This is a genomic window from Streptomyces sp. NBC_01775, from assembly GCF_035917675.1.
Lineage (GTDB): Bacteria > Actinomycetota > Actinomycetes > Streptomycetales > Streptomycetaceae > Streptomyces.
On sequence record NZ_CP109104.1, the window covers coordinates 7,711,059 to 7,737,988 of the forward strand.

Consider the following 26,930-nt stretch of genomic DNA (forward strand, 5'->3'; position numbering starts at 1 on the left):
CCGGCGCGGCTCCGGGTCGTGATGTAAAGGTAAGGACAACAGCTCTTTACGTCATCCGGGCAGCGTGTAAATCTTCCGCCACGATCTCTGGCGCAAGGAGGGGCCTGGATGGGAGGCATCGCGCGGCGTACCGCGTTGACCGCTGCCGTCCTCGGGGGTGGGTCGGCGGCTCTCGCAGGATGCGGAAGCCCGCTCGATCCTCGCGGGGGCGAGGGCTCGGACGGTGAAGTGGCGCTCACCGTCGCCACCAACGCCGTCTCGGGCGGCAAGAACGCCGACGAGGCGGACTGGATCAAGAAGTGGGTGATCCCCCGCTTCGTACGGCAGCAGCGGGCCAAAGGCGTGGACGTCCGGGCGGAGTTCGTGCCCAGCGGCGTCGATGACGAGCAGTACAAGACCAAGCTCGCACTCGACCTGAAGGCGCACGCGGGCCCCGACATCATGTCGCTCGACGGCATCTGGGTCGGCGAGTTCGCCCAGGCCGAGTACATCAAGCCGCTGCGCGCCGTGGTGGGTCCGGGCGCGGCCCGCTGGGAGGGGTGGCGGCAGATCAGCGCGAAGGTGCGCTCCCTGGCCCGCTTCGAGGGACAGCTCTACGGCATACCCGCGGGCACCGACGCGCGCGTCCTGTACTTCCACAAGCCGCTCTTCCGCCGCGCCGGCCTGCCCGAGGACTGGCAGCCGCGAAGCTGGCAGGACATCCTCGACGCGGCCCGCAAGCTCAAGCGGCTCCCCGGCGTCACCCCGCTCCAGATCAACGCGGGCACCGCCATGGGCGAGGCCACCACCATGCAGGGCGTGCTCCCGCTGCTGGCGGGTGCCGGAGGCCAGGTCAGCAAGGGGGATCGCTGGTACGGCGACACTCCCCAACTGCGGGCCGTGCTGAGGTTCTACCGCGACATCTACGCCCACGGCCTCGGCGACCCCAGGCTCCAGCAGGAGGCCAAAGGCCGGGACAAGTCCTTCGAGAAGTTCGCCGGCGGCAAGCTGGGCATCCTCGCCGAAGGGGACTACTTCTGGCGCGACGTGATCTCCCCGAAGACCGGCACTTCGCCGATGAAGCGGCGTGACAACGATGTCGGCTACGCGCTCTTCCCGGCCCGTGCGCGCGGTGAGGGACTCGCGGGGCGCGACTACGTCAGCCTCTCGGGAGGGGCCGTCCATGTGCTCAACCCCCACACCCGCCACCCGCAGCAGGCGTTCGAGCTGCTGGGGGCGCTCCACTCGGCGGCGGCGCTGCGTGCCCGGCTGGGGGACAGCGCGATGATCACGGAGCGGGACGACGTGAACGACGTGGTCCTCGACAAGGACCCCATGCTGCGCTTCTGCGCCGACAAGGCGATGCCCGTCACCACCTTCCGGCCGGGGCTCGCCGCGTACCCGGAGATCTCCCTCGCGCTCCAGGAGGCGACGGCCCAGGTCGTCGCGGGCAAGAACCCCGACCACACGGCGGCGGCCTACCGCAAGGAGCTTCAGGAGGTGCTCGGTGGCAACGACCGCCTCATCAGCTGAGTCCGAGTCCGCCTTGAAGGCGGCGGCGGGCGGCCCGCACGGCGAAGGCCCCCCGGAGCGGGAGCCCGAGCGCGACGCGGCCGGACTCGGACGGCGCAGGGCCGCCGCGTTCGTCGCACCCGCGCTGGTGCTCATCGCGCTCTTCCTGGTGCTGCCCGCCGTCTGGACCCTCTACCTGGGCGCCACCGACTACCGGCTGACCGGCATACCCGCCATCGACCCCAGCTTCGTCGGGTTCGACAACATCACCAAGGCGCTCGGCGACAGCGGCTTCCTCAACTCGCTCTGGCTGACCCTGTTGTTCGTCCTGGGCTCCGCCGTCATCGGCCAGGCCGGGCTCGGCTTCGCGCTCGCCTGGTGGATGCGTGAGCGCAAGGGCTGGGTCAAGGGCCTGCTCGAAGCGCTGGTGATGCTCTCGTGGATCCTGCCCAGCTCGGTCGTCGCGTTCTTGTGGATCGCCTTCCTCGACCGGGACGGCGGCACGCTCAACGCGCTGCTGCACACCCCGGGCGCGGCCTGGCTGCTCGACCACCCGATGCTGTCGATCATCGTCTACAACGTCTGGCGCGGCAGCGCCTTCTCGATGATGCTCTACAGCGCCGCGCTCGGGAACGTGCCCGCCTCCCAGCTGGAGACCGCGCGGTTGGCCGGGGCCAACGGCTGGCAGCAGCTGCGTGACGTCGTCTTCCCGCGCATCCGCGGCCACGTGCTGACCAACCTGCTGCTGATCAGCCTGTGGACGTTCAACGACTTCACCCCCTTCCTCATCACCGCGGGCGGGCCCAACGGTCAGACCGAGACGCTGCCTGTCTACATCTACAAGACGGCCCTCGGCAGCGGGCAGCTCGGCTACGGCGCCGCGATCTCCTTCCTGATGCTGCTGATCAACCTCGTCGTCGCCGTCATCTATCTGCGGCTGCTCGGCCAGAAGAAGAAGTCCGGCCGCAAGACGGCACCCGACAAGGCCACCAAGGAGGAGACGGCATGAGACAGACCGGCAACCCCGTCCGCGACCTGCTGCGCGGCGTCGGCGTCTACCTCCTGGTCGCCCTCGCGCTGGCCTTCTTCGCGCTGCCGCTGCTGTGGCTGGCCAGCGCGCCGTTCGACAAGCACCCCGGCATCACCGCCTCGCTGCCCGACTTCACCCTCGACAACTTCGAGCGGCTGTGGAACAACCCCAACGCCGTCAACTCGCTGGCCAGCTCCCTGATCCTGGCCATCGGCAGCGCCGTCCTCGTCGTCGGCCTGTCCGCGCTGGCCGCCTACGCGCTCAGCCGCGTCCATATCCGCGGCAGGGACGGGCTGCTCTACGCGCTGCTGCTGCTCTCCTCCATCGTCACCGGCACGGCGGCGATGGTGCCGATCTTCCTGCTGGCCGCCGAACTCAACCTCGTCGACTCCTACCTCGGCGTCATCCTCGTCCTCACCGGCGGGCTGCTGCCCGCGGCGATCTTCATCCTCAAGGACTTCATGGACACCACCCCGCGCTCCTACGAGGAGTCCGCGCGGGTCTTCGGCGCCTCGCCGCTGCGCGTCATGAAGGACATCGTCGTGCCCGTCGTACGGCCGGGACTCGCCACGGTCGGCGTGTGGACGGTGGCCCAGGTGTGGGGGAACTTCCTCATTCCGTTCCTGCTGCTGCGCTCGCCCGACAAGTCCCCGGCGGCTGTGGTCATGTACACCTTCTACACCGAGGGTGGCCAGCCCGACCTCGCCCTCATCTCGACCTTCTCACTGCTCTACTCGCTGCCGGTCGTGCTGATGTTCCTCTTCGTCAGCCGCCGCTACGGATTCCGCTTCCACGGAGGGATCAAAGGCTGATGGCAGACATCACCCTGAACCGGCTCGCCAAGGTCTACCCCGGCGGAGTGCGGGCGCTCAACGACCTCGACCTGACCGTGCGCGACGGGGAGTTCTTCGCGCTGCTGGGCCCCTCCGGCTGCGGCAAGTCCACCCTGCTGCGCACCATCGCCGGACTGGAGGCGGCCAGCGGCGGCGCCATCCGCATCGGCGAGCGCGAGGTGACCACGCTCCCGCCCGGCGAGCGCGATATCGCCATGGTCTTCCAGGACTACGCGCTCTTCCCGCACATGACCGTCAACGAAAACATCGCCTACCCCCTGAAGATCAAGAAGGTCGGCAAGGCCGAACGCGCCGCCAAGGCCCAGGAGACCGCAGAGGAACTCGGCCTCGGCCACCTCGCCGAACGCCGCCCCGGACAGCTCTCCGGCGGACAGCAGCAGCGCGCCGCGCTCGCCCGCGCCATGGCCTGCCACCCGAAGGTCTTCCTCTTCGACGAGCCGCTGTCCAACCTCGACGCGCGCATGCGGCTCGAGGCCCGCACCTTCCTCAAGAAGCTCCAGCGCGAACTCGGCGTCACCACCGTCTTCGTCACCCACGACCAGGCCGAGGCCCTCGCCATGGCCGACCGTATCGCCGTCATGGAAGGCGGCGAACTGCGCCAGATCGGCACCCCTACGGAGGTCTTCCGCCGCCCCGTCAGCACCTTCGTCGCCTCCTTCATCGGCTCCACTCCGATGAACCTCCTGGCGGCCGAGGTCGTCGAAGGGCCCGCCGTACGGGTATGCGGCACCGAACTGCCCGTCCCCGAGGAGGCGGCCGACGGCGTGCGCGAGGGGGACAAGGTCGTCTACGGCATCCGGCCCGAGTACCTGCGCTGGACCGACAGCGCCACCGAAGGCGCCCTGGAAGGCACCGTCTCCGTCGTGGAGAACCTCGGCAGCGCTCAGCTCGTCACTCTGGAGTGCGAGAACGACACCACCGTGCAGGTCGTCGTCCCCGAGGACCACGAACCGGCCGTCGGCGGACGCGGCCGGGCCGTGCCCCGTGCCGACCGCGCCCTGCTCTACCGCGACGGAGACCTGGTGACGGCCGGGGAAGCGGTGCCCGCGTGACCGTGCGTGAACAGGCCCACCGGGGCACCTGGACGATGGAACAGCGCGCCGAGGCGGTGCTGCGCGAGCTGCCCTTCGAGCTGCCGCCCGGCACCGGCGCGCTGAGCGTCACCCTGTCCTACGAGCGCCGCGCCGGCGTCCTCGACCTCGGACTCCTCGGCCCCGACGGGGAGTTCCGCGGCTGGTCCGGCGGCGCCCGCGACACCTTCACCGTCACCGAGGAGTGGGCCACGCCCGGCTACCTGCCAGGCCCGCTCACCCCCGGCACCTGGCGCGTCCTGATGCGGCTGCACCGGGTGCCGCCCCAGGGGCTGGCCTACGAGCTGCGGGCCAAGACCCTGGCCGGGCCCGCCCCCTCACCGCCCGACGAGGCCCTGCCCACGCCCGTACCCGCCACCTCGCGGCGCCCCCGGCGCGCGCTGCCGCCCCTGAACGGCGCGGGCGACGTGAACGGCGCGGGCGACGTGAACGGCCCGGGCGGCGCGGACGGCGCGCGGTGGTTCGCGGGCGACCTGCACGCCCACACCCTCCACAGCGACGGCTCCCTCACCCTCGACGAACTCGCCCGCCGCGCCGCCGCCGAGGGCCTGGACTTCCTCGCCGTCACCGACCACAACACCACCAGCCACCACCCCTGGCTGCCCGCCGCCTCGGCCCGCCAGGGCATCACGCTGCTGCCCGGCCAGGAGGTCACCACCGACCTCGGCCACGCCAACGTCTTCGGCGACACCGGCTGGATCGACTTCCGCGCCCCCGCGGGGGAGTGGCTGGCGCAGGCAGAGGCAGGCGGCGGAGTCCTCTCCGTCAACCACCCCCTCGCCGACGACTGCGCCTGGGAACTCCCGTTCGCCGGGCCCCGGCCACGGCACGCGGAGATCTGGCACCACTCATGGACCGACCGGCGCCACGGGGCGCCGCTGGCCTGGGCGCGGGCCTGGAGCGGCGATCGCGACGACGTGATCCCGCTCGGCGGCAGCGACTTCCACCGCCCCGACGACGGCCGCCCCCTCGGGGCGCCCACCACCTGGATCCTCGCCGAGTCCGCCGAGGTGCCGGCCCTCCTCGACGGGCTCCGCGCGGGGCGCACCGCGGTGTCGGCGGGGCCGGACGCGGGGGCGCTGCTGCTGCGGTACGGGGATGAGGTGCTCGCTTTGGAGGCGGACGGGACGGTGTTGGTGCGGCCCGACGGGGGGCGCACCGTCGTGCGAGGGGGCTGCGTCCGGCTTCCGGCGGGGGAGGGGCCACACCGTCTTGAGACCTCCGCGTGTGAGGTCCTCGCGCTGTGCACGTGAGTTGTGCCGGCCCCTGTCCCTCCCCCAGCCTCCGGCCGGGGGCCCCCACCCGCGAGGGAGAGGCAGCAACCGTTTGACCTCTCACCCGCCTGAAGGCGGGAGTATCCACGAAGGAGTCCAGATGAAGTCCCACGCGCCCGCGCCCTCGGCGTCCGCCGCGCACCCCGCGCCCGCCCATTCCCCGGCGTCCGCCGAGACCCCCGCGGCCCCCGACGAGCTCGTCATCGTCCCGCACACCCACTGGGACCGGGAGTGGTACCTCCCCTTCCAGCAGTTCCGCCTCCAGCTGATCGGGCTGCTGGACGAGGTGCTGGAGCGCATGGAGAACGACCCGCGCCAGCGCTTCACCCTCGACGGGCAGGCCGTCGCCGTGGACGACTACCTGGAGGTGCGCCCCGAGCAGCGCGAGCGGCTGACCTCGCTGGTCAAGTCCGGGCGGCTCGCGGTCGGACCCTGGCAGATCCTGCTGGACGAATTCCTGTGCTCGGGCGAGAACATCGTCCGCAACCTCGAACTCGGCCTGCGCCGCAGCCAGGAGATGGGCGCCTCGCTGCGCGTCGGCTACCTGCCGGACATGTTCGGGCACTGCGCCCAGATGCCGCAGATCCTGCGCGGCGCCGGTATCGAGCACGCCTGCGTATGGCGGGGCGTGCCCGCCGAGGTCGACAGCCACGCCTTCGCCTGGACGGCGCCCGACGGGACGGCTGTCCGCACCGAATACCTCGCCGCGGGCGGCTACGGCAGCGCCGCCGGACTCTTCGACGACCCCGAACAGGTCGCCGAGCGCGCCACCGCCATCGCCGCCAAGCTGCGCCCCTGGCGGCCCGACGGCTCCCCGATCCTGGCCATGTACGGCTCCGACCACACCGCGCCCGCCGCCGACCTGGCCGACCTGCTGGAGCGGCACAACGCCACCGACAGCGGGGTCACGCTGCGGCTGGCCACCATGGCCGAGTACTTCGGCGCGCAGCCCACCACCGTCGAGGGCCTGCGCGCCGTCCGGGGAGAGCTGCGCAGCCACGCGCGGGCCAACATCCTGCCCGGCGTCTTCTCCGTACGCGCCCCGCTCAAGCAGGCCATGGCCCGCGCCGAGCGCGCCGTGGAGCGCTACGCCGAGCCGCTGGCCGCGCTCTGGTTCGACGGGGCGGCCCAGCGCTTCCTCGACATGGCCTGGCACCGCCTCATCGAGGTCTCCTGCCACGACTCGGTCACCGGCTGCGGCTGCGACGAGACCGCGCAGCAGGTCGCGGCGCGTATCGCCGAGGCCGAGCAACTCGGCCTGGCGGTGCGGGACATGGTCGGCAAACAGCTCGCCGCACGGACCCCGCACGACGCGCAGGTGCTGCTCAACCCGACGCCCGAGGAGCGCACCGACCTGGTGGAGCTGGACGTCGCGGGCGACGGCCCCGTCCACGTCACCACGGCGGAGGGCCGCGCGTTCCCCGCGCAGCGGATCTCGGCGGCGCCGACCCTCCTGGCGGACGACACGTTCGCCGCCGAGCGGCTGGCCACGGTCCTCGCGCGCGTCCACGGCATCGAGCTGTACGGCCAGGAGATCACCGACTGGCACGCCGACCCTCAGACGCGGGTGCTGCACTTCACCGTGGCGCGCAAGAGCGAGCTGCGCTTCGACATCGCCGAGGTCAAGGCCGCACTCGCCGGGGCCGAGGGCGAGTGGCGCGTCGTCATCGAGGCCGAACCCCGGCAGCGGGTGGCCGCGCTGGTGGAGGCCCCCGCGCTGGGCCACACCGCCGTACGCGCTGCCGAGGGCCAGGCCCCCGCGCCCGCGCACGCCGTGCACGCCGCCGACGGCACCCTCGGCAACGGGCTGCTGAGCGTGGAGATCGCCGAGGACGGCACCTTCGCGGCGCGCACTCCCGAGGGCGTGGAGCTGACCGGCGCCGGACGTGTCGTGGACGGCGGCGACCTCGGCGACACCTACAACTACGCGCCGCCGGACCACGACGTCCTGGTCGACCGGCCGGACGAGGTCACCGTGCGCCTCGTCGCCGAAGGACCGCTGGTCGCCGCCTACGAGGTCGCACGCCGCTACGGCTGGCCGTCGGCGGGGGACTTCGCCGCCGACGGACGCACGGCCCGGGCCGAGCCGACCACCGTCACCACCCGCCTCGAACTGCGCGCGGGTGAGCGCTTCGTGCGCCTGGCCGTCTCCTTCGAGAACCGCAGCGACGACCACCGCGTCCGCCTGCACGTGCCGCTGCCGCGCCGCGCCGAGAAGTCCTACGGCGAGGGCCAGTTCGCGGTGGTCGAGCGCGGGCTGACGTCCGAGGGCGGCTTCGGCGAGGAGCCGCTGCCGACCTTCCCCGCCTCCGCGTTCGTGGCGGCGGGCGGCGCCGCCGTGTTGCTGGAGCACGCCACCGAGTACGAACTCGTCTCTGACGGCGCCGAGGTGGCGCTCACCTTGCTGCGCCCGACCGGGCGGATGTCCCGCAACCGGCACGTGTGGCGGGACGAGCCCGCCGGCGGCGAGTTCGCCACCCCGCAGGCCCAGTGCCGGGGGCTGCGCACGGTCTCCTTCGCGCTGCTGCCGTACGCGGGGCAGTGGCACGAGTCCGGCGTGCACGCGGCGGCCGAGTCCTTCCGCCACCCGCTGGCCGTGCTGCCCGGCACGGCGCCGTCCGCGACGCCGCTGCCCGGCTCCACCGAGGGGCTCCGGGTCGCGGGTGCGGGAGTCGTCCTCAGCTCGGTGCGCGAGCGTGAGGGCCGCCTGGAGGTACGGGTCGTGGCCCAGACGCCCACGGATACGACGGCATGCCTCGCGCTGCCGGGGCTGCGGGCCGCCTTCCGCGCGGATCTGCTCGGCAACGCGGGCGAGGCCGTGGCCGTGGACGCCGGCACCGTCACCGTCGCGCTCCGCCCCTGGGAGATCGCCACGTTCCAGCTCGGGCGCTGAGCCCGCGCGGAGGGCCGGGCCCGCCCTCGCGGCGGGCCCGACCCTCCTCTTTCCTGGTGCTGAGCAAGGGCTGCCCCTGGCTGTGCTCGGCAGACTGCGGGCGTGTTCTGGGCCGGTCGCGCAGTTCCCCGCGCCCCTTCGGGCTCCCCCCGGTGCCGGGCACGCATGAGCTGCCGGGCGTGCTCAGGGGTGGTCGACGGATCTGAGCAGCAACTCCAGCGACAGGTCGGCCCTGTTGCTCACGCGCAGCTTGCGGTAGACCCGGGTCAGGTGCTGTTCCACCGTGCTGACGGTGATGAAGAGGGTCTTCGCGATCTGGGTGTTGGTGTGCCGTTGGGCGGCCAGCACGGCAACGCGCAGCTCCGCTTCGGTGAGATCCTGGACGAGTTCCTGGTCGTCGTGCGAGGGCGTGAACGACGGCGCCAGCGAGGGCGGCGCGGCCAGGGTCGCCAGGCTCTCCTCCCGCTCGGGCACCTCCGCCGGAGGCACGAAGCCGTACTTCGAGGAGAGCTCGGCGATCCTGCTCTCCAGCTTGCGTGCCTGCTCCAGCCAGCCCAACTCCTGGCACATGCGCTTGAGCGCGGTCATGGTGCGAGCCTGCTCGTAGCAGTCTCCCGACTTCACCAGCAGCTCCGCCGACTCCCGCAGCAGCGGCAGGCGCTGCTCGGGGGCGCTGGAGGCGGCGAGCACCCGCAGCGCCATGCCGCGGGCGCGGTAGTCCTCCGGGCGCAGCCGCGCCAGCTGCTCCTGGGCCTGGTCGCGGGATTCTTGAACCCGGCCCAGTTCCAAGGACAGCTCGGCGGCGCGCACCCGCCACGGTACGAGCGAGGGCAGCTCCAGGTTCCACTTGTCCATCAGCTCGCCGCACGTGTGCACATCCCCCAGCGCGGCCGAGGTCTGCCCGACAGCGGCGAAGTACTGGGCGCGTGCCTGGAGATAGTCCAGGCCGAACGGCGTCTGGAACATCGCCGCCGGGACCGGGACCCGCAGATACTTCTCCGCCTCCCGGCACCGGCCCTTGGCGACCATCGCGGAGACCAGGCTGGCCAGCGGCAGCCCGAGCAGCACCCCCCAGCCGCCGGGCGGCGCGATGTCCAAGGCGACCTGCGCGGAGCGCTCCGCCGCGTCCAGCATCCCCCAGCGCATGTCCACGTGCGCCCTGGTGGCCAGCAGGAGGGCGCGCCACATGGGCGCGTTGCGCTCGGTCGCCTCCTGGAGAAGCGCGTCGCACCAGTGCGCCGCCGTGCGCAGCCGTCCGCTGAGGACCAGCGCCGCCAGGGCCGCCGCCGCCGGGCCGAGGGAACGGCCGTTGAGGCGGGAGCGCTGGAGGACCTCCTCTGCCTCGAGGACGAGGGACCCGTCCGCCTCGCCCTTCAGTACGGCGCCGACGGCCAGGGCCGCCATGCTGGTGGTGTTCCGGGGCCGCGCGCCCTCGGCGGAGGGCAGTCTGCCCAGCAGGTCGGGGAACGCGCAGCACATCCAGGCGTGGGTGAGCGTCAGCGCTTCCTCGTCGCCCGCGTCCGGCAGCTGGGTGCCGATGTCGCCCCGCTCGACGGCGTCGAAGATCTCCTTGGCCTGCTCGATGTCGCCCGCCCACACCAACTGGGAGATCACCGAGAGGACGGCGGGCATGGCCAGCTTGTGCTGCCACACCGCGCGCGTCAGCTCCGGAAGGTAGCGCCCGGCGACGGCCGGATCGAGCGACCACTCGACGTGCACGAGGGCCGCCTTGACCGCGGCGAGCATCCGCTCGTCGGTGCACCCCTCCTGCGCGAGCCGCAGGCAGTCGGCCGCCAGATACACCTGGCCCTCGTCCACGGCCTGGTCGGCGGCCTCCAGCAGGGTCGTGGTCATCCATGGCTCGCTGACCGGGTCCCCGGCGATCAGATGGCGGGCCTGGGCGACGGCGCTGGCGCCCAGCGTGTGCAGCTGCCGTGCGGCGTGCGCGTGCAGCCGGGAGCGCACGCCGGGGGAGAGGGTGTCCAGGACGGCGGAGCGGGTCGCCTTGTGGCGGAATCCGGTGCCCTCCAGCAGCCCCGCGGAGTTGAGGACGTCGACGCTCTGCGCGACCGTGGCGTGGCTCTCGCCCAGGATCTCCTCCAGTGCTGAGGTCGGATCGCCGTCCGCGAGCACCGCCAGGCCCTGCGCGACGGCCAGCACGGCGTCCCCGCACCGGTGCATGCAGTTGGAGACCGCCTGGTGGAACGCGGGGCCCGGGGGCGCTTCCAGCAGCGGGTCGCGGGTCGCCGCCTGGTGGTCCTCCAGCAGCGCGCGCATCAGCAGGGGGTTGCCGCCGCTGATGTGGTGCCAGACACCGGCGAACTGGTCGGCCTGCTGTTCGCCGAGCGCGGCGGCGACCATGTGGGAGACGTCGCGCCGTGACAGCGGATTCATCCGCACGATGCGGGTGAAGGGCTGCCGTGAGACCTCGGCCTGGAACCACTGATAGCCCTGCGGGACGCGGCTGCTCTCGTTGAGGACGAGCAGAATGCGCGAGGACCGCAGGCGCCGGATGAGAAAGAGCAGGCACTCCAGGGAGTGCTGGTCCATGTAATGCGCGTCGTCGACCCCGATGATGAGCGGCGCCGACTGGGCCCTCTCGAAAAATATGTTGGCCAGCTCACGCCGCGCCCGTACATCGGCACCGCCTCTGCCCGGGGGTGGCAGAAATGCGGGGGGTTCCGCCGTGGAAACGGCGTGGACCAGAAGCCGCTTGTGGCGCTCCGCCTCGCCCTGGGAGGGCGTGGCGCTGTGCAGCAATTGCCCGATCACGCTGAGGGGCTGGTCCTGTTCCGATCGGGAAGCCGTGGCGTCGAGGAAGACGGCGCCTTCTTCGACCGCGGTTTCTCCGAAGGAGTGCAGTAGTGTCGTCTTTCCCGAGGCGACCGAGCCGCTGACCACGATGACAGCGCCGTTCCCATCCAGGCACTTCGAGAAATGTGACCTTAAAAGTTCGAACTCCCTATTCCTTTCCACCGTTCTCCCAAGTGTCCCCGTCGTCATCCGGGCATGCGAAGTTCACAGCCCGGTTGCTTCTACCTTGGCGAGGCAGTGGGGGGTTCGCGGCTCGGCGCGGCCGTTCCGGCGCACCCCTCTGCTTCACGCATTCGTGGCTCATGACGCCTAGAAAGGGAATGCGGTTCTGCTGCGGCAGTGCTTCACCCCCGTGTAGTCCTGGCCCGCTTCTGTGAGTATGGCACGTGACTGTACGTATCCCAAGATAGCCCCTCAGCCAACCACCATTGCTGACAGTATGTTTCAGAACCGGGCGGGTGGTGTGAACTGTGGGTTGAGGTCATATCTGGCGGAGAGGGCCAAGGCGGTGAGAATCATCTCTTTTCGAATCAGCCAGCGGCCGTGCAAGGGCGGGCTCCCGGGGCCGGGCGGCCACGGGCTCGCGGTGAAGGAGCCGCTGTCGCCGGCCGTTCCGCTTGTGGGGAACACCGTCATCCCGTCGAAGTCGAGCGGTTCGCGCGTCAGCGGCCACCAGGTCTTGTAGAGCGCCTCCTTGGCGCTGAACAGGACGGTTTTCCAGTGCGCGCCGGGCCGGGCGGCGCCCAGTTCGCGCAGCCGCTCGCGCTCCGCGGGGCCCGAGACGATCCGGTCGAGCACCCCACGGGGCAGCGCCCGGTGTGCCTCGGCGTCGATTCCGAGCGCGCTGAAGTCAGCCGTCCCGGCCGCGATCGCGGCGCGGTATCCCTGACAGTGGGTGATGCTGCCGGTCAAGCCCGCAGGCCACAGGGGTGATCCCCCGTGGTCGCGCGGAAGGGGCACAGGGGGGATGTCCAGTGCGGCCGGTGCCGCGCGGGCGCACGCCCGGCCGCCCCGGAAGTCCGCCCTACGCCGCTCGCCCGCTCCCCGGAGGGTGCGTTCCCCCTCGGGGCAGAGCCCGTCGTTCACCGGCGCGCCCCCTTCGGGGCAGGCGCCGGTGGACTCCGCGCCTCGCACGGAGGACGGCAGTAACGGGCGTGCAATCACGTGCCGTTCCCCTTTCCGGCTCCCGAAGCACCGCATTCTGCACCCCTCGTGCTGGGCGCGTCCACAGTGCGTGCTGACGCAATGATTCCGTTTCCTTCGGATAGGGGGTCCGCTTCGCCCCGGTCCAGTGCCTCGACCGTACCGTCTCGTATCCCGGAACTCTCTTTACGGACGCTTTGGGTCCGCTTCTGCGCGGCAATCGGGGCCCCTAGGGGGCCGCTTGATCCATAGGGGGGTGGTTACGGGTTCCTCGCACCGTGGGGGGTACGTGAGTATCGGGGTAAATACGTCAATGCCCCGGACGGAGGGTGTTTGCATGGCCGGAATACACCGAGAAGCCTCGGAGGAGTCCGCAGTCGAGGTGCAGCTCACAGGAGGTCCCATCGAAATCCCGCAGACGACAAGGATCCGTCAAGCTCTCATTAATGACGGGATAGTGAAGATCGCCCACCGTGGCGGTTACGAACACTTCGAACTCGTGACGTCGGAAACCGAGCGTGAAGGAAACGCGCCGGTCGTCTTCCGGTGGACGATGCGGACGAAGATCGCCGAATAGTGTTCAGCGCTCACGGGGAATTTCAGCGCACAACGGGGAGGAGCACATCGTGACGGTATCCGCAGAGGAAAGGGACAGGTGGGTCAGAAGGTTTCGCGTCTGCCCCGAGAGTCGCGTGAGGCTGGTGTGCTTTCCGCACGCCGGCGGGTCGGCGAGTTACTACTTCCCCATGGCACAGGGCCTCGCGCCCGGCGTGGAAGTGCTCGCCGTGCAATACCCGGGCCGCCAGGACCGGCGCCAGGAACCGCACGTCGAGACCATCACCGAACTCGCCGACCGCGTCCACGAGGCGCTGGGCGGCTGGACCGACCGGCCCTTCGCCTTCTTCGGCCACAGCATGGGCGCGGTCCTGGCCTACGAGGTCGCCAGCCGGTGCGAGCGGCGCGGTACACCCCCACCCGTATGGCTCTTCGCCTCGGGCCGCTCCGCGCCGTCGCGGGGCGTACTCGGTGACGTACACCGCCGCGACGACGAAGGGATCCTGGCCGAACTGCTCCGGGTCGGCGGCACCGACCGCAGGCTTCTGGACGACGAGGAGCTGAAGGCCGCCGTCCTGACCGCCACCAGGAACGACTACCGGGCCATCGAGACCTACGCGCACACCCCCGGAACCGCGCTCTCCTGCCCCGTCACCGCCCTCGTCGGGGACGCCGACCCCAAGGTCGGGACCGACGACGCGGAGGCCTGGCGCGAGCACACCACCGGGCCGTTCGCCCTGCGGGTGCTGCCCGGCGGCCACTTCTACCTCAGCGAGCAGTGGCCGGAGATCACCGGGACGGTCACCGCCGCCCTCCGGCAGACCTTCCCGGCCTGGGAGTTCGAAGGGAGCAGCTCGTGAAGTACGAGACACTGGGGCCCCTGCGCGTGATCGACGGCGACCACACGTCCGTCATCGGAGCCCGGAAGATCGAGACCGTACTGGCCGTCCTGCTGATCAAGGCCGACCAGGTCGTCACCTCCGAACAGCTCATCAACGAGGTCTGGGGCGACCAGATCCCCCGGCGCGCCACGGCAGGGCTGCACGTCTACATCTCCCAGCTGCGCAAGTTCCTCAGCAGGGATCACCGGCCCGACAACCCCGTGGTCACCCGCCCCACCGGCTACCTGCTGCACCGGGGCACGGACGAGATCGACTTCCAGTCCTTCCTGCACCTGGCCGCCAAGGGGCGCACGCTCGCCCGCGAGCGGCACCACGAGGAAGCGCTGGAGACCCTGGAGGCCGCCTTGTCGCTGTGGCGGGGCGCCGTCTTCGGCGACCTGCGCAGCGGCGCGGTCATCGGGGGCTTCGTCGCGTGGCTGGCCGAGACGCGGCTGGAGTGCCTGGAGATGCTCGCCGACCTGTATCTGGAGGTGGGCCGGCACCGTGAAATGGTCGGCAGGCTCTACTCGCTGACAGTGGAACACCCCCTGCGGGAGGCGTTCTACCGGCAGCTGATGCTGGCGCTCTACCGCTCGGAGCGCCAGGCCGACGCGCTGCGGGTCTACCAGACGGCGCGCAGCCTCCTGCACGACGAGCTGGCCGTGGAACCCTGCCGAGCGCTCAGGAACCTGCACCACGCGATCCTGGCGGCGGACGACCGGCTGGACTTCCACGCCGCACCGGCCTGATCCCAGGCCACGGCAGGCCCCGTGCACGGGACGCACGCGGGCCGTGCGGACAGCGCTCCGCTGAGAGTCCGGTGCGTCGTCTGCGAGTCTGTTGTGGCTGGTGGGGGCACCTCCCGGCCGGAGGCTGGGGGAGCAGTTCCCCGCGCCCCTTCGGGGCGCGCTGCCGCTCCTCAGCGGCTCTGTCCCCGGCCCAGCGCCCCGCCCAGCCGGCGGCGCGCCCACATTCCCCGCCAGGCCAGGTCCACCGCGGCGGCCTTCGGCCCTCGCAGGCCACGCATCCGCACGAGCGCCCGTACGCACCACATGCGGGTCTCGGCCGTATGGGCGGGCGAGCCGTGCACATCGTCGATCGTCAGCAGCCCCACATCGCGCACATGGCGCTCCAGCGCGGCCGGGTCCGCCGCCGGAATGATCTCGTCCCGGCCGCTGACCACACAGCGCACCGGGATCCGCAGCCCCTCCAGCAGCGCACCGTCGAGTGCGAACTCCCCCATGGAGCCCAGCACTTCGCCCCGGTCGTGGGAGTCGATGCCGCGCAGGTGGGCCAGGGTGTCCACGGTGACGCGGGGCACCGTGCGCTGCCACTCGCGGTCCTGGAAGAAGGCGCTCACCGGCGCGCCCGCCGTCACGACACCCCGGATGCGGGAGTCCTCGGCGGCGCAACTCAGCGCCAGGTGCCCGCTGAAGCTCAGCGCCAGCGCGTATGTGCGCGCCACCTCGGCCCGGTCCGCGACGGCGTCGAGCAGCCACGACAGCATCCGGGAACTCTTCGGCCCGTAGCGCAGCGGGTTCTCGCCGATGCCCGGCAGCTCGGCGACGATCGCCGCCATCCCCAGGTGCCGCACCGAGGTGAGCACCGGCGCCCACAGCTCCTTGACGGAGACGATGCCGCCTGTGATCACCAGCAGCGGGCGGGGGTCGGCGGCATCCAGCCCCGTCGCCCAGCAGCGCATCCGGCCCCCGGGCAGTTCGACCTCCAGGCTCTCGATGCCCAGTTCCGGCCGGGCCGAGCGCCAGCGGTCGAAGGCGTCCACACAGGCGTTCTGCGCCTCCTGCCGCGCGGGCCCGTCGACGAAGGGGAAGCGCGCCATGGCGAAGTAGCGGCAGGCCTCCAGCGGCATGTCCCGCTCGATCAGGCGCCGCCCCGCCGCGCTCCACTCGCCCGCCCACGACCCCGGGCCGCCGCCCTCGTCGGTGTGGATACGGTCCAGCAGCTGTTGGTGGTCGGGGATCCGCTGGCCGCGCGCGTGCACGACCACGAACTCCTTCAGCTCGGCGAGGTCGTTCACGGCGTCACCCGCTCCCCGGCCCGCTCCGGCACCGCACCGGCCCCGGTGTGCCCGTCCCCGGTGTGCCCGGACCCGGCGCCCTCCTCCTCAGCGCGCTGGTCCTCGTCCGCCGTCGCTGCGAACTCCTCCAGCGCGTCCTTGAGTTCGCCCAGCACGTCGGCCGCCTCCGCGCCGTCGATGACGCGGTGGTCGAAGGTCATGCTCAGCGGCAGCAGCGGTGCCGTCGCCAGCTTCCCGTCCCGCACCACGGGCCGCTCCGCGACCCGGCCCAGGCCGAAGGTGAGGGTCGTGCCGCCCACCGAGTAGAAGCCGTTGACCGGGCGGTGCCCCAGCGAGGTCACCGCGAACGTGCCGTTGGTGCCGGCGCGGCGCGCCAGCGGACGGGTCCCCAGCCGGTAGGCCAGCGGGCCCAGCGGCCAGGGCAGCCGGTGCAGGGTACGCACGGCGGCGAACTCCCCCATGGTGTCCGGGTCCCCGTGCCGGTAGTGGTCGATCTGCCGCTGGATGTCCGCGAGCCCCTGGCTCTCCAGTCCGGGGAGGACAGCGGAGAGCACCACCCGGCGCCCCTCCAGCGTCTTGTCCAGCGTCACCTTCCCCGCCACCGACGCGTAGCGCGCCACCCGGGGCCGCCGACGGCCGCGTATCGCCGCGTTGGCCTCCGGATGCCGGGCCAGCACACGCGCCGCGGCGTGCAGGACGTACGCCACCGTCGAGTACGGCCGCTCCCGCAGCCCGGCCGCCACCGAGGCGGCACCGTGCGCGCGCACCGCGCTCATGTCCACCTCCGTGTCGAGGAAGACCGGCGCGAACGCCTTGATCTCGTCCAGGAAGTACAGGGTGTGGCGGCGCTGCCGGGCCGCGGGGACGCTCCGCGCGCCCTCGGCCGCGCTCACGCCGGCACCGCCACCAGCGCGTAGATGTCGTGCAGACAGGTGGCTTCCAGCACGTCCGGCAGGGACACCCGCCGCCCCGTGGCGCGCTCCAGCGCGGACAGCAGGGTCACCAGCAGCAGAGAGTCCCACTCGGGCAGCTGGTCGAAGGGCAGGTGCGCGTCCTCGTCGGCGAGCGGCAGCCCCACCTCGGTCCTGACGAGGGCCATGAAGTCCTCGAATGTCGTCACGGCGCGTTCCTTTCGGGGTCGCTTTCGGGGTCATGGCCGAAGCCGTCGTCGGGCTCGCGGTCCTCGTACCGCTCGGTCAACCGGATGTGCGGGGGCGGATCCTCGAGGGTGTCCAGCGCCCGCCGGAAGGTGGCCGAGGTGCCGTCGTCCTCGACGGGTGTGAAGCCGTTGCGTACGTAGAAGTCGGCGACCTTCGCGTTCTTGGCGCTCTTGCGGTAGACGCCAACCACCTCCTGCGCGCCCTCCCTGCGGGCCTGCCGCAGCACCGAGGCCAGACACGCCTGCTCGATGCCCCGGGCGAACACCCGGCAGCTCAGCAGGAAGTTGTCGATGTGGACGGTGTGCCCGGCGCGGCGCAGAAAGACCGCGCCGACCAGCCCGTTGTCCCCGAAGCGGTCCCCGGAGCGCACGCTGAGCACCCGCGTGTCCTCCCCGGCGCACAGCTCCCGCACCTGGGCGGGCTGGAGGCGGCGCGTGGTCAGGTGGAACTGATTGGTGCGCAGCGTCAGCTGCGAGATCCGCGCCGTATCTGCGGCGTACTCGGGGTTCTCGGGCCGGGCCCGCGCCACCCGCACGCTCACCCGCAGCTCGCGCAGATAGTCCCCGAGGGAGTCGAAGGTGTCCAGGAAGTCCTTGCGCACCAGCTCCTCGCGGTAGCGCACGGCCCGGCCGCGGTCGTCGTCGGTCACCTCGCGTACGTCGAACCAGCCGTCGCGCAGCAGCTTCTCCAGGTGCAGCGCGGGCTCGTCGTCGACCGGCACCACCGTCACCTCGGGCAGCGCGTGCCGCACCAGGCCGCACTCGTAGGGGCTGTCGTCCACGAAGACGAAGCTGTCGACGCCCAGGCCGAGCGCGGTCGCGGTCTCCTGGAGCGCCTCGGGCTTGGGCCGCCAGCTCGCCGCCACCCGTACGAAGTCCTCCTCGCGCAGCAGCATCCCCGGATGGCCGCGCAGCACCTCGCGCACCGGCTCGGGGTCGTTCTTGCTCGCCGCCACCAGCAACACCCCCTGGGAGCCGAGCTGGTGGGCGACCTGCTGGAAGGCGTGGAAGGCCGCGCCCCGATAGCTGTCCGCCGCCTCGACCTCGATGCCGTCGGGGCCGTCCTCGCCCAGCACACCGCCCCAGACCGTGTTGTCCAGGTCCAGAGCGAGCACCTTCTTCGTGCGGCCCGTCAGATGCCGGGCCAGATGGCCGATCTCCCGCGCGTACCGGGCCAGCAGAGCGGGGGACAGGTGCGCCTTGGCATAGACGCTCAGCCGGGTGTCGGCGGCGGCGCCCTCCTCGGCGAGCAGCGGGTCCAGGTCGACCACCAGCACGGACGGGTACGTCTCGGCCAGCCGCAGCAGCCGCGCCCCCGCCTCGCGCCAGACCACGCCCAGCCGGGCGCGGGCCCGCAGGCTCACCAGCTGCGCCGCGTAACGCCTCGGCAGCGGAAGCGTGTTGAGAACGAGGGTGCCGCCGCAGCTCTCGCCGAAGCGCTGGGCCAGACCCTCGATCAGGTCCAGCTTCCGGCGCAGGACCCGTTCGACGTCCTCGGGCAGCCACGGCGCCGGCACCTCGTCGAAGACCACACCGGGGTCGAGCACGCAGCAGACCAGGTCCGGTGCGCAGGCGTACAGCTCACTGGCGGGGTCGCCCAGCTCGAAGACGTAGCTGTCGAAGTCCGTCGTGTGGGGCCGCAGCAGGACGCCGTGCCGGGCCAGCTCCCCGGTGAGCGCCGGCAGCAGGCCCGAGAGGGTGCCGTGCCCGGTGACGGCCACGGTCAGCGCGGGGACCTGGGAGTGCGCCGCGGTGACCTGGTGCGGATCTAGGCGGGCCAGGAGCTGTCCGGCGGCGGCCAGTTCGGGCCCGGTCGCCGTGGCGAGCAGCTCCTTGACGCGCGGATACTCCTCGGCCAGCCGTCCGGCGGTGTGGAGCGCGCGGAGCGCGGCGGCGGGCGACGCCGGGGCCCCGGCCCCGGCTCCCGCGGCGGCGCCCGGCCCGGCTCCGGGCTCGGCCCCGGCCCCGGCCCCGGCCCCGGGCTCGGCTCCGGGCTCGGCTCCGGGCTGGGGCCCGGCTGTGGATGCGGTGGTGCCCATGCCGGTCAGCACACCTCCAGCGCGAAGCCCGCCTTGATCCATTTGCTGGACTCGATGGCGATGCCGACCGTGCGGTCCCCGGTGGTCATCCGGGGCAGCGCGCGCTCCAGCTGGAAGAAGGGCAGCGCGTTGCCGGTGTTGCCGATGTCGACCACACAGCTGATCTCCTGGGCGCCGGGTACGTCCAGCCGCTCGGTGATCTTCTCGGTCATGGTGCCCGAGAGCTGGGGCGGCAGGAGATAGTCGATGTCGGTCTCCTTCCAGTCCAGCATGTCCAGCATCTCCTCCAGGGTCTCGGCCGCCATCGAGGGCACCGACTCCTCGATGGCCTTGTAGTCCTCGCTGATCGGCTGGCGGTCCGAGCCGCGGTCACCGCGGCCGAACCACTCCACGGTCTGCCCCGGCTCCCGGCCCAGACCCACCAGCCGCAAGAAGACGTGGCGCAGGACGGCCGTGCCCGGCCGGGGCTCGGTGCTGAGCACCATGGCGCCCGCGCCGTCCCCGAACAGCACCCCGTTGACCTGCTCGGAGGTGGGCAGCGAGGCCGCGTCCATGGACAGGTCGATGTGCTTGGCGCAGTTCTCGGCGCCCAGCACCAGCGCGTTGCGGTAGTGGCCCGACAGCAGCATCTTGTGCGCCACGTCCAGCGCCTGCACCGCCCCGCTGCACCCGGACTGGAGCTGGTAGGTCGGCACGTCGTTGATGCCCAGCCGGTCGGCTATGAGGTTCACCGTCGCGGGCATCAGCATGTCGGGCGAGGCGGTGCCCAGCACCATCACGTCCACGTCCGAGGCGCGCAGCCCCGCCTCCTGGAGGGCCTTGGCCGCCGCCGTCTCGCCCAGGTCCGCCAGCGAGTAGCGGATGGTGCCGGTCTCCAGGTCGAGGGCGAAGTGCCGGGTGCGGGTGCCGATGAAGGAGTCGATCCACAGCTCCCACACCGAGGGCATGTTGAAGCGGTCGGCCAGCGTCGCGTTGTCGACGGGGGCGCCTGGCAGCGCGGTGCCGACCGAGAGGATGTGGATGTCGGGCTCGTCCATGCCGGTTCCTTCCAAGGGAGCGGATCTCCAGGGTCGGGCAGTGCTCTGAAGCGGGCCTAGACCCGGCCTTCGCCGCCCCCGGGCTGCCCGAACCACCGCTCCAGCGCGGCCCGCAGCCCCTTGTCGTCGCTGTCGTCGGTCGCCCACGCCACCCGCCCGTCGGGCCGCAGCAGCAGCCCCGTGGCGCCGATGCCCGCGGAGGGCTCCGCCATCACCACGTCCACGCGGCCTTGCCAGCCCTCGGTGCCCCGGGGGCCCAGCAGCCCGCCCGACAGGTCCACCACCACGCCACGCCCCGGCCGCAGCAGCTCGGCCAGGCCGCGCTCGCCCTCCGGCGTCTCCAGCACCACGTCACCGAGGCGCCGGCCCGTCAGCGGGTGCGCCTGCGCGCCGTCCCCGCCGAGGGGATACGTGACATCCAGCGCGCCCGCCAGCCGGACCAGATGGGCGTTGACGTCGTCGAAGCCGATCAGCTCGGCCAGCAGTTCGCGCACCGGCGCGATCCGGTCCATGGGGTGCATCAGCGCCGTCTGGGCGAGCGTGGTGCGGCAGGCGCGGGCGCCGACGGGGTGCCGCTCGGCGTGGTAGGTGTCCAGCAGCCCCTCGGGTGCCCAGCCGTGGACGGCGGCGGCCAGCTTCCAGCCCAGGTCGACCGCGTCCTCGATGGTGGTGCTCAACGCCTGGCCGCCCAGCGGGAAGTGCACATGCGCGGCCTCGCCCACCAGGAAGACCCGGCCCGTCCGGTAGCGGTCCGCGAGCCGGGTGATGTGGAACCAGCGGGCGAGCCAGTGCGGGCTCTCCAGCGCGAGGTCGGCACCGGTGATGTGCCGCGCGCGCTCCCGCAGCTCCTCCGGCGTCGGCTCGGCGTCCGGGTCCGCAGGGGTGCGGCCCAGCTCGCCCGTCATCACCCGCAGCGTGGCGGGGCCCGTGGGTGTCACGGTGAACAGCCCCTCGTCGTACTGCCGGGCGCCCAGATGCGGGAACAGTTCCTCGGTCATGTCCAGGTCGGCGACGATCCCGTAGAACGGCGAGTCCTGGCCCGGGAAGCCCACGTTCACCAGTTCCCGCACCGTGCTGCCCGCCCCGTCGCACCCGGCCAGATAGCCGCACCGCTCGGTGTGGCGGGCGCCCTCGGGGTCCGCCACGGTGAGGGTGACGCCCTCCTCGTCCTGCTCCAGATCCGTGATCCGGTAGCCGCGCCGGATGTCCGCGCCCAGCTTGAGCGCGTGCTCCTCCAACCGCCGCTCGACCTGCTGCTGCGGCACGGCGAAGTTGTAGGCGCGCTCCTCGGGCAGCTTGGTGGGATCCAGCGCGAGGTGGGCGAAGAACGCCTGCCGGAACTCCATACCGTCCGCGCGCAGCGCGTCCATCACCCCCCGCTGGTCGAGGAGTTCGACGACGGCCGGGTTGATGGCCACCCCCGGCGCGGCGCGGCGCGGCTCGGGCAGCGGGTCGAAGACGACGGTGGGCACACCCGCCGTACGCAGCTCGCACGCGAGCATCAGCCCGGCGGGACCCGCGCCCGCGATGGCGACCAGGTTGTTCATGGAACAGCTCCTTCGATGTGCGGCACGGTCTCGGTGGAAGTCGTCACGGAAGCGGTGGACGTGGTCACGGAGGCGGGGGAGGCAGGGGAGTCGAGGGCGGCCGGGGGCGGGCCGGTCATGGGTGGAGCTCGGCGCGTAGGTGCTCGGCGAGCGCTGCGGCGCTGGGGTGGTCGAAGACCGCCGCCGGTGCGGGCTCCACCCCGAGGGGCCGCAGCCGGGAGCTGAGTTCGAGCGCGGCGAACGAGGTCAGCCCCAGCTCGAAGAAGTCCCGGTCGGGCTCGACCTCCTCGGGACCCGTCAGGCCGAGGACGGCCGCCGCGTGCTCGCGCACCGCGTCCTGGAGGAGCGGCAGCCGTTCGGCCTCGGACGCCTCCCGCAGCAGGGCGCGCAGCCGCGCGTCCCTCGCCTCCCCCGCCGGGTCGCCCGGGGCTCCCGGGGTGGCGGCACGGGCCTCGGGCAGCGCCCGGAACATCGGGTGCTGCCGCTCGGCGGGCAGCCCCGCGAGGAAGGGCTCCCAGTCGACGGAGGCCACGGTGACGGCCGCGTCGCCGCCCGGCGCCTCGGCACGGGCGAGCACGCCCATGGCCAGCGCGGGGGAGGTGCGCCCGATGCCGGGGAGTCCCGTGTCCGGGCGGCCCCCCTCGGCCTCGTGGGTCCCGTCTTCGGTCGGACCCCAGGTGACGGCGAGTGCGGGCAGCCCCGCCGCGCGCCGCTGCCGGGCCAGGCCCTCCAGCGCGGCCGGTACGGGCCCGCCGAACGGGTCGGCCGAGCACGTCAGCGTGATGAACTCCGTGAGCGCTGCCGGGCGGGTCAGCTCCTCCAGGGCTCGCACGGCAGCGGTCTGACGCGCCACGGCGGCCCCCGCCGCCGCCACGGAGGCGGAGGCGTCGTCCGGGACAGCGACGTGAACGACGCCCGTCAACGCGACGCCCGTCGACGCGGCGCCCGTCGACGCGGCGCAGGTCGCGTCCGTGGCTGGGTCCGCGTGCTCCCCGTCTCCCCGGGCCCCACCCAGCGCACCGTCCAACAGCCCGGCCAGCGCGGGACGGTCGCCCTCCGCCGCGGGATCGGCCACCGCGTACTCCGTACGGGCCCCCAGCGCCGCCAACTCCTCGCGCAGCGCGGTGACTTCGGGGCTGACGGCCGGTTCGGTGCCCGCGAGCAGCAGGACGCCGGCGCCCTGCCTGGCCAGCCGGCGCGCCGCGTGCGCCCCGGTCGCGGTGTGGGTGCCGGTCACCAGGACGGCGCCGCGTGGCTGCCGGTCCTTGTCGCCCGACGCCCCCGCGAGGGGTGTGCGCAGCAGCCTGCGGGCCGCGGTGTACGCGGCCCGGACCGCCAACTGGTCCTCGCCGCCCGCCTCGGCCAGCAGCTGCGCCGTACGTTCCATGACGCGGGGATCCACGTCCGGCGGCAGGTCGACCAGGCCGCCCCAGGTGTCCGGGTGGGCGCGGGCCAGCAGGTGGCCCAGGCCCCACAGCGGTGCGTGCGCCGGGCAGCTCACCGGATCGTTCTCCCCGGTCTGTACGGCGCCTCGCGTCACGGCCCACACCGGCGCCCGCACGGATGCCGCCGCCAGCGCGGCGGGCAGCGCCGAGGTCAGCGCGAAGGAAAGCGTGTCGGTGCCCTCCATGCCCTCCGCCGAGGGATCCGGCTGCCCGTCGGCGCCGAGCGCCAGCAGCGAGAGCACGCCGCTGATTCCGCCCGCGCCGGAGCCCAACTCCTGTGCGAGCGATGCCGCAAGGGCGCTCCGAGCCCCCTCCGCCTCCGCCCCCGATTCCGCCCCCGATTCCGCGTCCGCGCCCGCCTCCGGCGCCATCGCGCCGTCCGTCGGGACGCCGACGCGCAGCACGCGCGCGCCGCGCTTCTCCAGCGCCTCGGACGCCTCCTCCGTGAACCGGTCCTGCACCAGTCCCTCGCGCACGAGCACCAGCCAGGTGCCCTTCAGCGGCTGCGCCGGGGCCTCGCCCAGGTGCTGCCAGGAGGTGCGGTAGCCCCATGTCTCCCGCTGCCGCCACGCCTTGAGGCCGGGCAGCACGGCGCGCAGCGCCTGCCGCTGTTCGTCGGGGAGCTGGAGCAGCTCGGCGAGGCCGCCGGGGTCCGCGCCGTCGACGGCCTGCCAGAACGGGGCGTCGGCCAGGGCTCCGGACCGGGCGGCGGCGGAGCCGGGCTCGGCCGGGCCCGAGGTGCGCTCCAGCCAGTAGCTCTTGTGCTGAAACGCGTACACCGGCAGCTCCACCGGCAGCTCCACCGGCAGTTCCACCGGTCGCGGCGCCGGGCCCCCGAACCAGCCCGGCCAGTCCACGGGGTGCCCGGAGACATGCAGCTGGGCCAGCGCCGTCAGTGCCGTACGGGCCTCGGGCCGTCGGGCACGCAGCAGCGGCACCAGCGTCGCCCCACCGGAGCCCTTACCGGTGCCCTTACCGGTGCCCTTGCCGGAGCCGGAGCCGGAGCCGGAGCCGGAGCCGGAGCCGTCGCCCTCGGCCTCCGCCAGGCACTCCTGGGCCATGGCCGTCAGCACGGGGTCGGGGCCCAGCTCCAGGTAGCGGGTGACGCCCTGGTCCCGAAGGGTGCGGATCCCGTCGAGGAAGCGGACGGTGCGGCGGATGTGCGCGGACCAGTAGCCGGGCGAGGACAGCTCCTCGTCCGTGGCCCGCTGCCCGGTCAGGTTGGAGACCACGGGGATCTGTGCGGGCGAGAACGTCAGCGCCGCCGCGACCTGACGGAACTCCTCCAGCACCGGTTCCATGTGCGGCGAGTGGAAGGCGTGGCTGACCTGGAGCTGCCGGGTGCGGCGCCCGCGCTCCTTCCACTCGGCGGCCAGCTCCAGCACGGCGTCCTCGTCACCGGACAGGACGCAGGAGTGCGGCCCGTTGACCGCCGCGACGGCGACCCGGTCCGTCCTGCCTTCCAGCGACGCGAGGACCTCCTGCTCGCCCGCGCGTACCGACACCATCGTGCCCCGCCCCTCGGCCTGCTGCATCAGCCGGGCGCGGGCCGCGACCAGGGTGCAGGCGTCGGCGAGGGAGAGAACACCGGCGGCGTGGGCGGCCGTCAGCTCGCCGACCGAGTGACCGCCGAGCAGGTCGGGCCGCAGCCCCCAGGAGGTGACCAGCCGGAAGAGCGCGGTCTCCAGCGCGAACAGCGCGGGCTGTGTGTAGCGGGTCTGGTCCAGCAGGGCGCTGCCGGGCGTGCCCTTGTCCGCGAAGACGACCTCGCGCAACGGCCGGTCCAGGTGCGGGTCCAGGTGGGCGCACACCGCGTCGAACGCCTCGGCGTACACCGGGAACATCTGGTACAGCTCGTGCCCCATGCCCGGCCGTTGACTGCCCTGGCCCGAGAACAGGAACGCCAGCCGCCCGTTCGCGCCGCCCGCCGTGTCGCGGACGACGGAGGCGCTGGGCGCGCCGTCGGCCAGCGCGTCGAGCCCGGACAGCAGCGCGGGCGTGTCCGCGCCGATGACCGCCGCGCGGTGCGGGAAGTGGGAGCGCGTGGTGGCCAGCGCGCGGGCGACCTCGGTGGCCTCCGCACCCGGGTGCTCGCCCAAGTGGGCGCGCAGCCGGGCCGCCTGGTCCCGCAGCGCGGGCCCGGTCCGGGCCGAGAGCAGCCACGGCAGCGGGCCTTGAGCCGTTACGGCGTCCCCGGGTGCGCCGGGGGCGGCTGCGGCTTCGGCGGGCTCCGGGGGCGCCTCCAGCAGGAGGTGCGCGTTGGTGCCGCTGATGCCGAACGAGGAGACGCCGGCCCGGCGCGGGCGCCCCGTCTCGGGCCAGGGAGTGTTCTCGGTGAGCAGGCGGACGTGTCCCGCCGACCAGTCGACGTGCGGGGAGGGCTCGTCCACGTGCAGCGTCCTGGGCAGCACACCGTGCCGCATGGCCTGCACCATCTTGATGACGCCCGCGACCCCGGCGGCTGCCTGGGTGTGGCCCAGGTTGGACTTGACCGAGCCGAGCCACAGCGGCCGGCCGGCGGGGCGCCGCGTGCCGTAGGCGGACAGCAGCGCTTGCGCCTCGATGGGGTCACCCAGGGTGGTGCCGGTGCCGTGCGCCTCGACGGCGTCGATGTCGGCGGGCGTCAGCGCGGCGCTGTCGAGGGCTTGGTGGATGAGCCGCTCCTGTGAGGGCCCGTTGGGCGCGGTCAGCCCGTTGCTGGCGCCGTCCTGGTTGATGGCGCTGCCGCGGATGACGGCCAGCACGGGGTGCCCGTTGGCCCGCGCGTCCGAAAGCTTCTCCAGCAGCACCAGCCCGACGCCCTCGCCCCAGCCGGTGCCGTCGGCCGCCGCGGCGAACGACTTGCACCGCCCGTCGGGGGCGAGCCCGCGCTGCCTGCTGAACTCGACGAAGACGCTGGGCGTCGCCATCACCGTGACCCCGCCCGCCAGCGCCAGCGAGCACTCGCCGCGCCGCAGCGCGTGCGCCGCCAGGTGCAGCGTCACCAGCGAGGACGAGCACGCCGTGTCGACGGTGACCGCCGGACCCTCCAGGCCCAGCGTGTAGGCGACGCGGCCCGAAGCGACGCTGGTGGCGCTGCCGTTGCCCAGGTAGCCCTCGAATCCCTCGGGCGGGTTCGGGTACAGGCGTGCCGCGTAGTCGTCGTACATCACTCCGGCGAACACCCCGGTGCGGCTGCCGCGCAGCGATTCCGGCACGATCGACGCGCGTTCGACGGCCTCCCACGCCGTCTCCAGCAACAACCGCTGCTGCGGGTCGATGGCCAGCGCCTCGCGGGGGCTGATGCCGAAGAACGCGGCGTCGAAGCGGTCCGCGTCGTAGAGGAACCCGCCCTCGTTGGCGTACGAGGTGCCGGTCCGCTCGGGGTCGGGATCGTAGATCCCCTCCAGGTCCCAGCCCCGGCCCGTGGGGAAGCCGGCCACCGCGTCGGTACCGTCCCGCACCAGCCGCCACAGGTCCTCCGGGCCGCGCACGCCGCCCGGGTAGCGGCAGCTCATGGCCACGATCGCCACCGGCTCCTGCTGCCCCGACTCGGCCTCCGCCAGCCGCTGCCGGCTCTCGTCCAGCCGTTGCCGTGTTTCGTGCAGATCGGCCGTGACCCACTTCAGATACTCGACGATCTTGTCTTGGTCCGTCATC

At 72.8% G+C, this 26,930-nt stretch carries 18 protein-coding genes; 9 read left to right on the forward strand and 9 right to left on the reverse strand.

Features of this window, described 5'->3' with window-relative positions:
- Nucleotides 1-108 precede the first annotated feature (108 nt).
- The 6 genes from OHB04_RS34320 to OHB04_RS34345 all read left to right on the forward strand — a co-directional run bounded on the left by OHB04_RS34320 (nt 109) and on the right by OHB04_RS34345 (nt 8,633).
- Complete coding sequence (locus OHB04_RS34320) at nt 109-1,512, forward strand: extracellular solute-binding protein (RefSeq protein ID WP_326808973.1); 1,404 nt, start codon at nt 109-111, stop codon at nt 1,510-1,512.
- Entirely contained in the window at nt 1,487-2,500 is a 1,014-nt protein-coding gene (locus OHB04_RS34325; protein ID WP_326691525.1) for a carbohydrate ABC transporter permease, read from the forward strand. Before OHB04_RS34320 ends, OHB04_RS34325 begins: the two co-directional genes overlap by 26 nt.
- Nucleotides 2,497-3,333, forward strand: coding sequence for a carbohydrate ABC transporter permease (locus tag OHB04_RS34330; protein ID WP_326808974.1), 837 nt, complete (start codon nt 2,497-2,499; stop codon nt 3,331-3,333). Before OHB04_RS34325 ends, OHB04_RS34330 begins: the two co-directional genes overlap by 4 nt.
- The gene (locus tag OHB04_RS34335) at nt 3,333-4,427 is read left to right on the forward strand and encodes an ABC transporter ATP-binding protein (protein ID WP_326691527.1); all 1,095 of its coding nucleotides are present in this window, start codon (nt 3,333-3,335) and stop codon (nt 4,425-4,427) included. Before OHB04_RS34330 ends, OHB04_RS34335 begins: the two co-directional genes overlap by 1 nt.
- Complete coding sequence (locus OHB04_RS34340; RefSeq protein WP_326808975.1) at nt 4,424-5,719, forward strand: CehA/McbA family metallohydrolase; 1,296 nt, start codon at nt 4,424-4,426, stop codon at nt 5,717-5,719. Before OHB04_RS34335 ends, OHB04_RS34340 begins: the two co-directional genes overlap by 4 nt.
- A 121-nt stretch (nt 5,720-5,840) precedes the next feature.
- Complete coding sequence (locus OHB04_RS34345) at nt 5,841-8,633, forward strand: alpha-mannosidase (RefSeq protein WP_326808976.1); 2,793 nt, start codon at nt 5,841-5,843, stop codon at nt 8,631-8,633.
- Between the two features lie 183 nt (nt 8,634-8,816).
- Here OHB04_RS34345 and OHB04_RS34350 read toward each other — a convergent pair whose 3' ends face one another.
- Both OHB04_RS34350 and OHB04_RS34355 read right to left on the reverse strand, forming a co-directional pair.
- Nucleotides 8,817-11,636: a helix-turn-helix transcriptional regulator gene (locus OHB04_RS34350; RefSeq protein WP_326691530.1), complete on the reverse strand. Its 2,820-nt coding sequence runs from the start codon at nt 11,634-11,636 to the stop codon at nt 8,817-8,819.
- A gap of 255 nt (nt 11,637-11,891) precedes the next feature.
- A complete protein-coding gene (locus tag OHB04_RS34355; RefSeq protein WP_326691531.1) occupies nt 11,892-12,647 on the reverse strand; it encodes a 4'-phosphopantetheinyl transferase family protein in 756 nt (251 codons plus the stop codon).
- Nucleotides 12,648-12,927: 280 nt separating this feature from the next.
- Here OHB04_RS34355 and OHB04_RS34360 point away from each other — a divergent pair, with 280 nt between their 5' ends.
- From OHB04_RS34360 to OHB04_RS34370, 3 genes are read left to right on the forward strand one after another with little or no spacing between them, the layout of a single operon-like run.
- A complete protein-coding gene (locus OHB04_RS34360; protein ID WP_326691532.1) occupies nt 12,928-13,167 on the forward strand; it encodes a DUF5988 family protein in 240 nt (79 codons plus the stop codon).
- A gap of 49 nt (nt 13,168-13,216) precedes the next feature.
- Entirely contained in the window at nt 13,217-14,005 is a 789-nt protein-coding gene (locus OHB04_RS34365; protein ID WP_327391854.1) for a thioesterase II family protein, read from the forward strand.
- Nucleotides 14,002-14,775 (forward strand): AfsR/SARP family transcriptional regulator, encoded by a 774-nt coding sequence (locus OHB04_RS34370; protein ID WP_326691534.1) that lies wholly within the window; start codon nt 14,002-14,004, stop codon nt 14,773-14,775. The genes OHB04_RS34365 and OHB04_RS34370 overlap by 4 nt, the downstream gene beginning before the upstream one ends.
- Nucleotides 14,776-14,945: 170 nt before the next feature.
- Here the strand turns inward: OHB04_RS34370 and OHB04_RS34375 are convergent, their stop codons facing one another.
- The 7 genes from OHB04_RS34375 to OHB04_RS34405 all read right to left on the reverse strand — a co-directional run bounded on the left by OHB04_RS34375 (nt 14,946) and on the right by OHB04_RS34405 (nt 26,929).
- Nucleotides 14,946-16,064, reverse strand: a complete 1,119-nt coding sequence (locus OHB04_RS34375; protein ID WP_326691535.1) for an alpha/beta hydrolase — start codon at nt 16,062-16,064, stop codon at nt 14,946-14,948.
- Nucleotides 16,061-16,957 (reverse strand): 2-oxo acid dehydrogenase subunit E2, encoded by an 897-nt coding sequence (locus OHB04_RS34380; protein ID WP_326691536.1) that lies wholly within the window; start codon nt 16,955-16,957, stop codon nt 16,061-16,063. The genes OHB04_RS34375 and OHB04_RS34380 overlap by 4 nt, the downstream gene beginning before the upstream one ends.
- Nucleotides 16,954-17,184, reverse strand: coding sequence for a phosphopantetheine-binding protein (locus OHB04_RS34385; RefSeq protein ID WP_326691537.1), 231 nt, complete (start codon nt 17,182-17,184; stop codon nt 16,954-16,956). The genes OHB04_RS34380 and OHB04_RS34385 overlap by 4 nt, the downstream gene beginning before the upstream one ends.
- Nucleotides 17,181-19,262: an HAD-IIIC family phosphatase gene (locus OHB04_RS34390; RefSeq protein WP_326808977.1), complete on the reverse strand. Its 2,082-nt coding sequence runs from the start codon at nt 19,260-19,262 to the stop codon at nt 17,181-17,183. The genes OHB04_RS34385 and OHB04_RS34390 overlap by 4 nt, the downstream gene beginning before the upstream one ends.
- A gap of 5 nt (nt 19,263-19,267) precedes the next feature.
- Complete coding sequence (locus OHB04_RS34395) at nt 19,268-20,299, reverse strand: 3-oxoacyl-ACP synthase III family protein (RefSeq protein WP_326808978.1); 1,032 nt, start codon at nt 20,297-20,299, stop codon at nt 19,268-19,270.
- 56 nt (nt 20,300-20,355) lie between these two features.
- Entirely contained in the window at nt 20,356-21,846 is a 1,491-nt protein-coding gene (locus OHB04_RS34400) for an FAD-dependent monooxygenase (protein WP_326808979.1), read from the reverse strand.
- Between the two features lie 115 nt (nt 21,847-21,961).
- The gene (locus OHB04_RS34405) at nt 21,962-26,929 is read right to left on the reverse strand and encodes a type I polyketide synthase (RefSeq protein ID WP_326808980.1); all 4,968 of its coding nucleotides are present in this window, start codon (nt 26,927-26,929) and stop codon (nt 21,962-21,964) included.
- Nucleotide 26,930 lies beyond the last annotated feature (1 nt).